The sequence below is a fragment of the Halopseudomonas sp. L-58 genome (genome assembly GCF_056859475.1).
Genome location: NZ_JBSXON010000047.1, coordinates 72,022 through 85,861, shown reverse-complemented (window position 1 = coordinate 85,861; position 13,840 = coordinate 72,022). Strand labels below are relative to the sequence as shown.

General features: G+C 61.8%; 11 protein-coding genes. 8 read left to right on the top strand and 3 right to left on the bottom strand.

From position 1 onward, the window contains the following. Positions 1 to 362: 362 nt before the first annotated feature. The 4 genes from AC13EY_RS05640 (at position 363) to AC13EY_RS05625 (ending at position 6,727) form a co-directional block, all read left to right on the top strand. Positions 363 to 2,285: a PrkA family serine protein kinase gene (locus tag AC13EY_RS05640; RefSeq protein ID WP_088274360.1), complete on the top strand. Its 1,923-nt coding sequence runs from the start codon at positions 363 to 365 to the stop codon at positions 2,283 to 2,285. Between the two features lie 149 nt (positions 2,286 to 2,434). Then, entirely contained in the window at positions 2,435 to 3,706 is a 1,272-nt protein-coding gene (locus tag AC13EY_RS05635) for a YeaH/YhbH family protein (protein WP_228245524.1), read from the top strand. Further along, positions 3,703 to 5,256 carry a SpoVR family protein gene (locus tag AC13EY_RS05630; RefSeq protein ID WP_228245525.1) on the top strand — a complete coding sequence of 518 codons (1,554 nt, stop codon included), beginning with the start codon at positions 3,703 to 3,705 and terminating at the stop codon, positions 5,254 to 5,256. The genes AC13EY_RS05635 and AC13EY_RS05630 overlap by 4 nt, the downstream gene beginning before the upstream one ends. Positions 5,257 to 5,488: 232 nt before the next feature. Then, positions 5,489 to 6,727, top strand: coding sequence for a multifunctional CCA addition/repair protein (locus AC13EY_RS05625; protein WP_228245526.1), 1,239 nt, complete (start codon positions 5,489 to 5,491; stop codon positions 6,725 to 6,727). Here AC13EY_RS05625 and folK read toward each other — a convergent pair. Beyond that, on the bottom strand, positions 6,706 to 7,248 hold the full coding sequence (folK, locus tag AC13EY_RS05620; RefSeq protein WP_228245527.1) for a 2-amino-4-hydroxy-6-hydroxymethyldihydropteridine diphosphokinase: 543 nt from the start codon (positions 7,246 to 7,248) through the stop codon (positions 6,706 to 6,708). The genes AC13EY_RS05625 and folK overlap by 22 nt on opposite strands. Beyond that, on the bottom strand, positions 7,245 to 7,607 hold the full coding sequence (gene folB, locus AC13EY_RS05615; protein ID WP_228245528.1) for a dihydroneopterin aldolase: 363 nt from the start codon (positions 7,605 to 7,607) through the stop codon (positions 7,245 to 7,247). The genes folK and folB overlap by 4 nt, the downstream gene beginning before the upstream one ends. A 69-nt stretch (positions 7,608 to 7,676) precedes the next feature. On the opposite strand from folB, the gene plsY reads away from it, so the two are divergent. Further along, positions 7,677 to 8,246 carry a glycerol-3-phosphate 1-O-acyltransferase PlsY gene (gene plsY, locus AC13EY_RS05610; RefSeq protein ID WP_228245569.1) on the top strand — a complete coding sequence of 190 codons (570 nt, stop codon included), beginning with the start codon at positions 7,677 to 7,679 and terminating at the stop codon, positions 8,244 to 8,246. Here plsY and tsaD read toward each other — a convergent pair. Next, positions 8,236 to 9,273, bottom strand: a complete 1,038-nt coding sequence (tsaD, locus tag AC13EY_RS05605) for a tRNA (adenosine(37)-N6)-threonylcarbamoyltransferase complex transferase subunit TsaD (RefSeq protein ID WP_228245529.1) — start codon at positions 9,271 to 9,273, stop codon at positions 8,236 to 8,238. The two genes, plsY and tsaD, sit on opposite strands and share 11 nt — an antisense overlap. A gap of 208 nt (positions 9,274 to 9,481) precedes the next feature. Here tsaD and rpsU point away from each other — a divergent pair, with 208 nt between their 5' ends. From rpsU to rpoD, 3 genes are all read left to right on the top strand, one after another. Beyond that, complete coding sequence (rpsU, locus tag AC13EY_RS05600) at positions 9,482 to 9,697, top strand: 30S ribosomal protein S21 (protein ID WP_088274353.1); 216 nt, start codon at positions 9,482 to 9,484, stop codon at positions 9,695 to 9,697. 220 nt (positions 9,698 to 9,917) lie between these two features. Continuing rightward, entirely contained in the window at positions 9,918 to 11,897 is a 1,980-nt protein-coding gene (gene dnaG / locus AC13EY_RS05595; protein ID WP_228245530.1) for a DNA primase, read from the top strand. A gap of 86 nt (positions 11,898 to 11,983) precedes the next feature. Next, on the top strand, positions 11,984 to 13,840 hold the full coding sequence (gene rpoD, locus AC13EY_RS05590; protein WP_228245531.1) for an RNA polymerase sigma factor RpoD: 1,857 nt from the start codon (positions 11,984 to 11,986) through the stop codon (positions 13,838 to 13,840).

The window sequence follows — 13,840 nt, the reverse complement described above, 5'->3', positions numbered from 1 at the left end:
CACCCGACCCACACTAAACGAATAGCCCGCAAGCCACGCCAGCCGTGCCGTCACACTCCTGCAACAAAATTTCCTGAGAAATCTTCTGTTGCACTGCGTATTTGCAACTATCCTGAGGTCAGGCGAATCAAGAAAGAGAACGTCGGTCTGCCGGCTTCCGATAAACACGGGAGCCTGCCGGATCCACCGTACGACCAGTCATCGATTGGCCGCCCGGCGCCTCCGACAGACTCCTGACCGTGCTCGCAGTTGCGCCTTGGGGGATTCACGCATCAGGAAATGCCGTCGCCCGGTAAAGCGCGTCATGCGGGCTGCTGCCCGGAAGCGCCAGACCTCTTATCTGGTAACAGCGAGGTCGTGTCATGAGCATATTCAGCCATTTCCAGAACCGCTTTGAAGCCACCCGGCAAGAGGAGTACAGCCTTCAGGAATACCTGGAACTCTGCAAGACTGACCCTACCGCCTACGCGACCGCCGCCGAGCGCCTGCTGATGGCCATCGGCAAGCCTGAACTGGTCGACACCTCCCTCGACCCACGCCTGTCACGCATCTTTTCCAACAAGGTCATCAAGCGTTATCCGGCGTTCGCCGACTTCCACGGCATGGAAGACGCCATCGAGCACATCGTGTCCTTTTTCAAGCACGCCGCCCAGGGGCTCGAAGAACGCAAGCAGATTCTCTACCTGCTCGGCCCGGTTGGCGGCGGCAAGTCCTCGCTGGCGGAGAAGCTCAAGGAGCTGATGCAGCAGGTACCGTTCTATGCGATCAAGGGCTCGCCGGTGTTCGAGTCGCCACTCGGCCTGTTCAATGCCACCGAGGATGGGGCCATCCTCGAAGAGGACTTCGGCATCCCGCGGCGCTACCTCAACAGCATCATCTCGCCCTGGGCGGTGAAACGCCTGCACGAATACAACGGCGATATTTCCCAATTCCGCGTGGTCAAGCTCTACCCCTCGGTGCTGCAGCAGATTGCTGTCGCCAAGACCGAGCCCGGTGACGAGAACAACCAGGACATATCTTCACTGGTCGGCAAGGTTGATATCCGCAAGCTGGAAGAGTTTCCGCAGAACGACCCGGACGCCTACAGCTACTCCGGTGGCTTGTGCCGTGCCAACCAGGGCCTGCTCGAATTCGTCGAGATGTTCAAGGCACCGATCAAGGTACTGCACCCACTGCTGACCGCCACCCAGGAAGGCAACTACAACAGCACTGAAGGCATGGGCGCGATTCCGTTCAATGGCGTAATTCTGGCCCACTCCAACGAGTCCGAGTGGCACAGCTTCCGCAACAACAAGAACAACGAAGCGTTCATCGACCGCATCTACATCGTAAAGGTGCCTTACTGCCTGCGCGTCAGCGACGAGATTCAGATCTACGAAAAACTGCTGACCAACAGCTCGCTGGCCAATGCCCACTGCGCACCTGACACCCTGAAGATGCTCGCCCAGTTCACCGTGCTTTCGCGCCTGAAAGAACCGGAGAACTCCAATGTCTACTCGAAGATGCGCATCTACGACGGCGAGAACCTGAAGGACACCGACCCCAAGGCCAAGTCGATTCAGGAATACCGCGACTCGGCGGGCGTCGACGAGGGCATGAACGGCCTGTCGACCCGCTTTGCCTTCAAGATCCTCTCCAAGGTGTTCAACTTCGATACCACCGAAGTGGCCGCCAACCCGGTACACCTGCTCTACGTCCTGGAACAGCAGATTGAGCAGGAGCAGTTTCCCAATGACGTGAGCGAGCGCTACCTGCGTTTCCTCAAGGAGTACCTGGCACCGCGCTACGTCGAATTCATCGGCAAGGAAATCCAGACCGCCTATCTGGAATCCTACAGCGAGTACGGCCAGAACATCTTTGATCGCTACGTGCTGTACGCCGATTTCTGGATTCAGGATCAGGAGTACCGCGACCCGGAAACCGGCGAGATCCTCAACCGCGCCTCGCTCAACGAGGAGCTGGAGAAGATCGAGAAGCCGGCCGGCATCAGCAACCCGAAGGACTTCCGCAACGAAATCGTCAACTTCGTGCTGCGTGCCCGCGCGCAGAACAACGGCAAGAATCCGAGCTGGCTGTCCTACGAGAAGCTGCGCGTGGTGATCGAGAAAAAAATGTTCTCCAACACCGAGGACCTGCTGCCGGTCATCAGCTTCAACGCCAAGGCCTCGACCGAAGACCAGAAGAAGCACAACGACTTCGTGCATCGGATGGTCGAACGCGGCTACACCGAAAAGCAGGTGCGGCTGCTGTCGGAATGGTACCTGCGGGTGCGTAAGGCGCAGTGACGGCTGCGCCGTCGCTGGGCAGCTTCAAGCCGCAAGCGACAAGCGGCAAGCAGCGCGGCGCCGCCTGAGACTCTGCGCGGCGCCCGATAGCAGCACGGCCAGCTTCAAGCTTGCAGCTTATAGCTTGCGGCTGGCCCGGAGGGCCCTGAATGAGCTACGTGATTGACCGCCGTCTGAACGGCAAGAACAAGAGCACCGTGAACCGCCAGCGGTTCCTGCGGCGCTACAAATCACACATCAAGAAGGCGGTTGAAGAGGCCGTCGGGCGTCGTTCGATCACCGATTTAGAGCACGGCGAAAGCATCAGCATCCCCAACCGCGACATCGACGAGCCGATTTTTCACCATGGCAAGGGCGGTCGCCAGACCCAGGTGCACCCCGGTAACCGCGAGTTCGCCACCGGCGACCGCATCGCCCGCCCGCAGGGTGGCGGTGGGGGCCAGGGCGGCAGTCAGGCGGGCGACAGCGGCGAGGGCATGGATGAGTTCGTATTTCAGATAACCCAGGACGAATTCCTCGACTTCATGTTCGAGGATCTCGCCCTGCCCAACCTGGTCAAGCGCCAGTTGACCGGCACAGACACCTTCAAGCCGGTCCGCGCCGGCATCAGCCAGCAGGGCAACCCCTCGCGGATCAATATCGTAAGGTCCATGCGCGCGGCGCAGGCACGGCGCATCGCACTCTCGGGCGGCAGCCGCAAGCGGCTGCGCGAGGCACGCGCCGAGCTGGAGCAACTCAAGCGTGAGCATCCGGATGACATTACCGGTATTGCGCAGCTGCAGGAGGAAATTGCCAGCCTCGAGGCACGCATCGAACGCGTTCCCTTTCTCGATACCTTCGACCTGCGCTACAACCTGATCGTCAAGCAGCCAACGCCGTCGTCCAAGGCAGTGATGTTCTGCCTGATGGATGTCTCCGGCTCCATGACCCAGGCCACCAAGGATCTGGCCAAGCGCTTCTACATTCTGCTCTACCTGTTCCTGCGCCGTAACTACGAGCGCATCGAAGTGGTGTTCATCCGTCACCACACCAGCGCCAAGGAAGTCGACGAGGAAGAATTCTTCTACTCGCGCGAAACCGGCGGCACCATCGTGTCCAGCGCCCTGCGGCTGATGCAGCAGATCATTGAACAGCGCTACCCGCCCGGCGAGTGGAATCTGTACTGCGCCCAGGCATCCGACGGCGACAACTGGAACGACGACTCGCCGATCTGCCGCGACCTGCTGGTGCGCCAGATCATGCCGGCGATGCAGTACTACTGCTACGTGGAAATCACCCCACGCGAGCATCAGACCCTGTGGCACGAGTATGAAGCGGTCGCCGAGCACTTTGCCGACAGTTTCGCCCAGCAGCAGATTGTCGATGCCGGGGACATCTACCCGGTGTTTCGCAAGCTGTTCCAGAAGAGGATGGCGACATGAGCCGGAACCCCATATCCACCGGCTCGGAGTGGACCTTCGAGCTGATCCGCGAGTACGACCAGGAGATCGGCCGTATCGCCCACGAGGTCTACGGACTGGATACCTATCCCAACCAGATCGAGGTCATCACTGCAGAGCAGATGATGGACGCCTACGCCTCGGTAGGCATGCCGCTGGGCTATCACCACTGGTCCTACGGCAAGCATTTTCTCGCCACCGAAAAAGGCTACCGCCGTGGTCACATGGGGCTGGCCTACGAGATCGTCATCAACTCCGACCCCTGCATTGCCTACCTGATGGAAGAGAACACCATGTGCATGCAGGCACTGGTGATTGCCCACGCCTGCTACGGCCACAACTCGTTCTTCAAGGGCAACTACCTGTTCCGCAGCTGGACCGACGCCAGCGCGATCATTGACTACCTGGTGTTCGCCAAGCAGTACATCAGCGAATGCGAAGACCGCTACGGGATTGACGCCGTCGAGGACCTGCTCGACTCCTGTCACGCCCTGATGAACTATGGCGTCGACCGCTACAAGCGGCCCTACCCGATCTCTGCCGCGGAAGAACGGCAACGCCAGCAGGAGCGCGAGGAGCACCTGCAGCGCCAGGTCAACGAGCTGTGGCGCACCATCCCGGTCAACCCGCACCACGCGCAGGATGAGCAGGTACACCCCCGCTACCCGAGCGAACCCCAGGAAAACCTGCTGTATTTCATCGAGAAGAACGCACCGCTACTGGAGCCATGGCAGCGCGAAGTCGTCCGCATCGTGCGCAAGGTCGCGCAGTACTTCTACCCCCAGCGCCAGACCCAGGTGATGAACGAGGGCTGGGCCACCTTCTGGCACTACACCCTGCTCAACCACCTGTATGACGAGGGCAAGGTCACCGACGGCTTCATGATGGAGTTTCTGCAGTCCCACACCAGCGTGGTCTACCAGCCACCGTTCGACAGCAACTGGTACAGCGGCATCAACCCCTACGCGCTGGGCTTTGCGATGATGCAGGACATTCGCCGCATCTGCGAACACCCGACCGACGAAGATCGCCGCTGGTTCCCCGACATTGCCGGCAGTGACTGGCTGGAAACCCTCAAGTTCGCCATGCGCACCTTCAAGGACGAAAGTTTTATCCTGCAGTACCTGTCACCCAAGGTGATCCGCGACTTCAAGCTGTTTGCCATCGTCGACGACGAAGCCGACGACCACCTGGAAGTCGCCGCCATTCACGACGACAGCGGCTACCGCGCGGTACGCGAACTGCTGGCAGCGCAGTACAACCTTGGCAACCGCGAACCGAACATCCAGATCTGGTCGGTGGACCGCCGCGGCGACCGCTCCCTGACCCTGCGCCACCAGCGCCATCAGGGCAAACCGCTCGGCGAATCCACCGACGAAATGCTCCGCCACCTGCATCGCCTGTGGGGGTTCGACATTCACCTGGAAAGCGTCGACGGAGAACGAATCGTGGCCGAAGCCCACATCCCGCCCCGCCCCAAACCGGAGGAAGAACGCCTGCCGCGCTTCGACCTGAATATTCCGCCCGTATAACGGCGCTGCGCGCCGGCCGCAAGCCGCAAGCCGCAAGCCGCAAGCCGCAAGCCGCAAGCCGCAAGCGTAATCAGACTCAATTCGGCGGCGAGGCCGTCAAGTGTCTCTACACTCTATTTGCAGCCATGCAGCCGCCAAAAGAAAACCCGCGCGACTAGACACCGCGCGGGTTTTGCTTGCAGCTTGCAGCTTGAAGCTTGAAGCTACTCCCCTTTAGCCAGAGTCCGTGTCGATGCCTGAAAGTTACTACACCTACCTGGTCGGCGGCGCCGTCCGCGACCAACTGCTTGGTTTGCCGGTAACAGACCGCGACTGGGTTGTGGTTGGCGCGACGCCGGAGCAGTTGCAGCAGGAGGGTTTCCGTCCGGTCGGCCAGGACTTTCCGGTGTTTCTGCATCCGACCTCGGGCGAGGAGTACGCACTCGCCCGCACCGAGCGCAAAAGCGGCGTTGGCTACGGCGGGTTTGTCTTCCACACCAGCCCGGACGTCACCCTGGAAGAGGATCTGATCCGCCGGGACCTGACAGTCAACGCCATGGCCCGGGCCGAGGACGGCCGGATCATCGACCCCTACGGCGGCCAGCGCGACCTGCAGGCGAAGATATTGCGCCACGTCTCCCCCGCCTTTGCAGAAGATCCACTGCGGGTGCTGCGGGTTGCGCGCTTCGCCGCCCGTTACGCCAGCCTCGGCTTTCGCGTGGCCGACGAGACCATGGCGCTGATGCGCCAGCTGAGTGAGTCGGGCGAGCTGCAGAGTCTGACTGCCGAGCGCAGCTGGATGGAAATCAGCCGCGCCCTGATGGAACCGAGCCCGGACGTATTCATTCAGGTACTGCGCGACTGTGGCGCACTGGCCGAACTGCTGCCGGAAGTCGACGCCCTGTTTGGCGTGCCGCAGCCGGAAGCGCATCACCCGGAAATCGACACCGGCGTCCACGTCCTGCAGGTACTGCAGATCGCCGCCAGAGACCAGCTGCCGCTGCCGGCCCGCTGGGCCTGCCTGCTGCATGACCTTGGCAAGGGGCTGACGCGCCCGGAGCACTGGCCAAAGCATCACGGCCACGAGACCAGCGGCCTGAAGGCCGTCAAAGCCGTCAACCAGCGCTGCAAGGCACCGCGTGAGTGTCAGGAACTGGCACTGCTGGCCTGCGAGTACCACACCCACTGTCACAGAGCACTGGAGCTGCGCCCGCAGACATTGCTCAAGCTGTTCAAGGCGCTGGATATCTACCGCCGCGGCGAGCGCTTCGAGCAGTTTCTGGCGGTATGCGTGGCCGACGCCCAGGGCCGCACCGGGTTTGAACAGCGCCCCTACCCGCAGGCGAACTACCTGCGCGGCGCTGCACAGGCTGCGCGCGCGGTAGATATTCAGCCGTTACTGGATAAGGGCCTGCAGGGCGCCGAGATGGGCCGCGCCCTGGAGCAGGCGCGGCTGGAAGCGTTAAGCGACTACAAGGCCTCGCGCGGCTGATACCCCGCCAGCAGCTCGACCGGGGTCAGTGACCGACCACGCCATGTGAAGGCGACCGGCCATAGTGCCTGGTTCCCCTGCCAGCCCTCCCAGAGCTGGCCAAATGTCTGCCCGCTGCCGGGCAGTTTGGCCTGCGCTGCAACCAATGCCAGCGGCCAGAGCACAAAGGCGTTGCGGGTGACTTCCGGGCGCGGCAGGGTAATGCCGTCATGCACGCCGATCAGATCGCCGAAACACAGCACGTCGATATCCAGCGTGATGCGTCCGGGTTGCGGCGACTCACGCCGGCCGCAGGCAGCCTCGATCGCCTTCAGCGCGGCATTCAGATCCGCCAGCGCCAGCCGCGTTTCGACGGCGACCACCATGTTGTAGAAGCGCTTGCCGAGCACCCCGACCGCGTCGCTTTCAAACACCGGCGACAACTGCAACTCGCCGCACAACTCGGCCAGCGCATCCAGCCCGCGCTGCAGGTGATATTCGCGCTCAGTGTTGGTGCCCACACCCAGATAGACGATGGTCACGCGGGTTTGACTCCCCGCTCGATCAACACCCCGACGCCGCCGGATGCCGCCGGCACAGCGCCCGGCTTGGTGACCCGCAGCCGCAGCCAGGGAATGGAGAATTCGTTCATGAGCAGCGCAGCCAGCTGCTCGGCCAGCGTCTCGACCAGCAGGAAGCTGCTCTGCTCGACAAAGCCCTGCACGCGCTCGCTGATTGCCGCGTAGTTGAGGGTGTGCTCAAGCGTGTCGCCCGCGGCAGCCGGACGGATGTCCCAGCCCATATCGAGATCGAACACCAGCCGCTGGCGGATGGTGCGCTCCCAGTCATAGACGCCAATGACGGCATCTACCGCTAACCCTTTGATAAAAACCTGATCCACAGGTTGCTCCCGTGTCGACTACAATCAAACGTCATTTTGCCCGGGGTCCGCTGCATGCATACCCAGTTTCTGTTCTGGCTGGTCATCGCCTATCTGCTCGGCTCGGTCTCCTTTGCCGTGCTGATCAGCCACCTGCGTCACCTGCCGGACCCGCGCAAACTGGGCTCCGGCAACCCCGGCGCCAGCAACATGCTGCGCCTTGGCAACCGCTCTCTGGCGCTGGCCACCCTGGCCGGCGATCTCGGCAAGGGCGCACTGGCCGTGGCGCTGGCACGCTACGCCGACCTTTCTCTGCTGCAACAGGGCTGGGTCGGTCTGGCCGCCGTGTGCGGCCATATCCTGCCTATCTTTCATCGCCTGCAGGGTGGCAAGGGTGTTGCCACCGCCGCCGGCGTCATGCTGATGCTCTGCTGGCCTGCGGCCATGATCGCAGCGCTGGCCTGGGGCCTGACCTTTTACTGGCAGCGGATCGCCTCACTGGCATCGCTGCTGGCCAGCCTGACGCTGCCACCAGCCCTCGCCTGGCTGGCCCCGGCACTGCTGCTGCCGGTCACACTGATAGTGCTGCTTATTCTGCTGCGCCACCGCCTCAACATCGGCCGGCTGCTGGCCGGAGTAGAAAACCGCTTCAGGCCTTGAGCGCAATCGGCGGCAACTGCTCCATCGGCCAACGCGCGCGCGTTTCGATACCGCCCTCATCCTGCTGGCCGGCCAGCAGCCGCTGGCATCCGGCATAGGCGATCATTGCGCCGTTATCGGTGCAATACGCCGGCCGTGCGTAAAACACGTTGCCCTTCAACTCGGCGGTCATGCTTTCCAGCTGCTGTCGCAGGCGGCGGTTGGCGCTGACGCCGCCGGCAATGACCAGGCGCTTGAGCCCGGTCTGTTTGAGTGCCCGGCGGCACTTGATGGTCAGCGTCTCGACTACCGCCGTTTCAAAGCCGAGCGCGATATCGGCCAGCGTCTGCTGATCCGGCTGCCCCTGCTGCGAACACGCCTGCCATGCCGTCAGCACGGCGGTTTTCAGGCCACTGAAACTAAAGGTCAGGCCGGGGCGGTCAGTCATCGGACGGGGAAATACAAAGGCACCGGGGCGCCCCTGCTCGGCCAGCCGTGCAATCTCGGGGCCGCCCGGATACGGCAGCCCCATCAGCTTGGCGGTTTTGTCGAAGGCTTCCCCGGCGGCGTCGTCCAGCGACTCCCCCAGCAACTGGTATTGGCCGATACCGTCTACCCGGACAAGTTGCGTGTGGCCGCCGGACACCAGCAAGGCGACGAACGGAAACTCGGGCGGATGCTCCTCCAGACAGGGCGCCAGCAGATGCCCCTCCATATGGTGAACACCCAACGCCGGCAAGCCCCAGGCAAAGGCCAGCGCCCGCGCAAAGGCACCGCCAACCAGCAGGGCCCCCACCAGACCGGGACCGGCCGTGTAGGCCACCGCATCAACCTCACCCGGCTGCAAACCGGCCTTGGCAAACACCTCGCGCATCAGTGGTACCATGCGCTTGACGTGATCGCGCGAGGCCAACTCAGGCACCACGCCACCGTACACCCGGTGCAGGTCGATCTGGCTGAACAACGCGTCCGCCAGCAGGCCTCGCTCACTGTCGTACAGCGCGATGCCGGTTTCGTCGCAGGAAGTCTCAATACCCAGAACGCGCATGCTTGGCCCTGTGCCTCGAATTACATGAATGTCATCTGCCGCGCATCATAATCAGCCAGACGCCCACAGGCCAGTTTTTTACCCTGATGGACGTCATAGGCTTTGCTTTTTACAGATGAAGGCGGTAACATCCGCGTCCCTTGAAATGCAATCGCCGCAGGCAATATTGCCTACGGCCATGACTACCAACGTTTGAGAAAGGTACGAAATGCCTGCCGTCAAAGTTAAAGAGAACGAACCCTTCGACGTGGCCCTGCGTCGTTTCAAACGCTCCTGCGAAAAAGCCGGTGTTCTGGCTGAAGTGCGTCGTCGCGAGTTTTACGAGAAGCCGACTACCGAGCGCAAGCGCAAGGCAGCTGCCGCTGTAAAGCGTCACGCCAAGAAAGTTCAGCGCGAACAGCGTCGTCGCGAGCGCCTGTACTGAGTTCCAACACTCAGCTCTGATCGGGCCTGATCACAGGCCCACCGATGCAGCGCACCGCGCTCGCATCACCAGACTGAACAGCACTGGAACACGCATCTTTCCGGCCTTCCGAAAGGAATTGGCTGGATTTTTGCGTCTTTGTGCATTTGCCAGCGCATAATGCCACGAACAGTACAGCACGCCGGCAACGACGTACTCTCGCAGGGGCACCGCAGACAGCATGGCCGGACTTATTCCTCAGGGCTTCATTGATGACCTGCTCGGACGCATCGACATTGTCGAAGTCGTCGGGGCGCGGCTGAAGCTGAAGAAGACCGGCAAGAACTACTCTGCACTCTGCCCGTTCCACAACGAGAAGTCACCGTCGTTCAGCGTCAGCCCGGACAAGCAGTTCTACTACTGTTTCGGCTGCGGCGCCGGCGGCAGCGCACTGAGTTTCGTGATGGATTTCGATCGCCTGGATTTCCCCCAGGCGGTTGAAGAACTCGCACGCCAGGCCGGCGTCGAGGTGCCGCACGAAGAACGCAGCGACGGCCGCAAGAGCAACAACCGAACACCGCGCAAGGACAACCCGCTATACGCCCTGCTGGAGCAGGCTGCCGCCTACTATCGGCAGCAACTGCGTCAGCATCCGGCGCGCCAGCGGGCGGTCAGCTACCTGAAAGGACGCGGCCTGTCCGGACAGATCGCCAAAATGTACGACCTGGGCCTCGCCCCGCCCGGCTGGGACAACCTGATGTCGCACCTGGCCCGCGACACCAGTGAACAAAAAGCCCTGATCGATGCCGGCCTGGTAGTGGAAAACCCGGACAGCGGCGGCCGGTACGATCGCTTCCGCGACCGCATCATGTTTCCGATTCGCGACAGCCGCGGCCGCACCATCGGCTTTGGCGGCCGCGTACTGGGCGACGAGAAGCCCAAGTACCTGAACTCCCCGGAGACCACGGTCTTCCACAAGGGACAGGAGCTGTACGGGCTTTATGAAGCCAAGCAACAGAATCGGCAACTGAACGAGATTCTGGTCGTCGAAGGCTACATGGACGTGATCGCACTGGCGCAGCACGGCATCACCAATGCCGTTGCCACACTGGGCACCGCCACCAGCGAAGAGCACCTCAAGCGCCTGTTCCGACTGGTGCACAATGTGATTTTCTGTTTCGACGGCGACCGCGCCGGACGGCAAGCCGCCTGGCGCGCACTCAATTCGGCGCTCCCGGTGCTGGAAGATGGTCGCCATGTGCGCTTTCTGTTCCTGCCGGATGGCCAGGACCCGGATACCATGGTGCGCGAAGAAGGCACCGACGCCTTCCGTCGTCGACTGGAACGTGAAGCGCTGCCGCTTACCGACTATCTGTTCCGGCACCTTGCCGAAGAAACCGGCGCCGACAGCCTGGAAGGCAAGGCGCACATGGCCTCACTGGCCCTGCCGCTGATTGACCAGATCCCCGGCAGCATGTTGCGCCGCCTGCTGAGGCAGTCGCTGCAACAACAGACCGGGCTTGACCTGGACAGCATTGAACCGGCAGCGATGCCGACGGCGACAGAGCAGCCTGCGGGCAACGACGCAGGCAACCATGCGTACCCGCGCCATGACGAAGCCGTACCAATGGACGCCTGGGGCGACTGGTCGGAAAGGGATGACTCCGACGGCGACTACTACCTGCCGGAAGGTATGGACAGCAAACCGCCGGCCACATCGGAGAGCCGCCGTTTCACTCCGCGCGACAGCGAACGCAAAGGTCGCAGCGGCGGCAAAAAGGCGCTGCGCAGGGAAGTAGACAGCCCGTTACTACAAGCCGTGCGAACCCTGCTGCACCACCCGCACCTGGCCGCACATGCCCAACAGGCCAATCAAATGGCCGACGAGGACGACGACGAGGCAAGGCTGCTGGTAGCGCTGGTTGACGCTGCGCAGAAACAGCCCGGGCTGACTACAATTGAACTGCTGGCGCGCTGGCACGGCACGGCGATGGGGGAGCAGTTGAATCGCCTGGCAGAACAGGAGTGGCTGCTGACCAGTCCCGGCGTGAACCTTGAACAACAGTTTTTCGACACCATTAACAGACTAACCGCTCAACAAAACGAGCGACGACTTCAGCACCTCCTCGACAAATCGGTCACCGAACCGCTCTCTGCCGAGGAAAAGCAACAGCTGCGAGACCTGCTGGGCTCACGAAACACCCGGAAAAACGACGGCTGACCGCGCCTCAAGTGGCGTCAGCAGGCGAAATCAGGGTATAATCCGCAGCTTATTTTTTGCACACCTAGGCATCCACAAGGGTTGTTATGTCCGGAAAAGCGCAACAGCAATCCCGTCTTAAAGAGCTCATCGCCCGCGGTCGCGAGCAGGGCTATCTGACCTATGCGGAGGTCAACGATCACCTGCCCGAGGATATCTCCGATCCGGAACAGGTGGAAGACATTATCCGCATGATCAACGACATGGGCATCACGGTTTTTGAAACCGCACCCGATGCCGATGCGCTGTTGCTGGCCGATAATGATGCCGACGAAGCTGCCGCCGAAGAAGCTGCCGCTGCCCTGGCTGCCGTGGAAACCGATATCGGTCGCACCACCGACCCGGTCCGCATGTACATGCGCGAAATGGGTACGGTCGAGCTGCTGACTCGCGAAGGCGAAATCGAAATCGCCAAGCGCATCGAGGAAGGCATCCGTGAAGTCATGGCGGCCATCTCCATGTTCCCCGGCACCGTCGACGGCATCCTTGCCGACTACGCTCGCGTGGTTGAGGAAGGCGGTCGCCTGTCCGACATTTTCAGCGGCTATATCGATCCCGATGACGACGGCATGTCCGGCGTCAACAGCGACGACATACCCGCGGTCGCCTCCAAGGAAACCAAGAAGGACGACGACGAGGAAGACGACGAGGAAGACTCGGACGACGACAGCGATGACAACGAAGGCGATGGTGGCCCCGATCCGGAAGTGGCCCGCCTGCGCTTTACCGCCATCAAGGAACAGCTGGAAAAACTGCAGAAGGTGCTGAAGAAGCACCCGCGCAACAGCCCCAAAGCCGTTGCCGAGCAGGAGGCCCTGGCCACCCTGTTCATGCCGATCAAGCTGATCCCGAAACAGTATGAAGCGCTGGTCAACCGTGTCCGTGATGCCCAGGACCAGATCCGCAAGCAGGAACGCGCCATCATGCAATTGTGTGTCCGCGACGCACGCATGCCGCGCGCCGACTTCCTGCGCAGCTTCCCCGGCAACGAAGTCAATGAAGGCTGGGTCGACTCCCTGCTGGCTGACAGCCCGCGCTACAGCGAAGGCCTGGAAGCCCTCAAGGGTGACATCCTGCGCGCCCAGAAGAAGCTGGCCGAGCTGGAAGAAAACGCCAGCCTGACCATCTCCGAGATCAAGGACATCAACCGCCGCATGTCCATCGGCGAGGCGCGTGCGCGTCGTGCCAAGAAAGAGATGGTTGAGGCCAACCTGCGTCTGGTGATCTCGATCGCCAAGAAGTACACCAACCGCGGCCTGCAGTTCCTTGACCTGATTCAGGAAGGCAACATCGGCCTGATGAAAGCGGTAGACAAGTTCGAATACCGTCGCGGCTACAAGTTCTCGACTTACGCCACCTGGTGGATTCGTCAGGCTATCACCCGCTCCATTGCGGATCAGGCCCGTACCATCCGTATTCCGGTACACATGATCGAGACCATCAACAAGCTCAACCGAATCTCCCGCCAGATGCTGCAGGAGATGGGTCGCGAGCCGACCCCGGAAGAGCTGGGCGAGCGCATGGAGATGCCCGAGGACAAGATCCGCAAGGTCCTGAAGATCGCCAAGGAACCGATCTCGATGGAAACCCCCATCGGTGATGACGAAGATTCGCATCTGGGCGATTTCATCGAGGACGGCACCATGGAATCACCGATCGACTCGGCGACCGTGGAGAACCTCAAGGAAGCGACGCGCGACGTACTGTCCGGCCTCACTGCCCGTGAAGCCAAGGTACTGCGCATGCGCTTCGGCATCGATATGAACACCGACCATACCCTCGAGGAAGTCGGCAAGCAGTTCGATGTTACCCGTGAGCGGATTCGTCAGATCGAAGCCAAGGCACTGCGCAAGCTGCGTCACCCGACCCGCAGCGATCACCTGCGCAGCTTCCTCGACGACTGA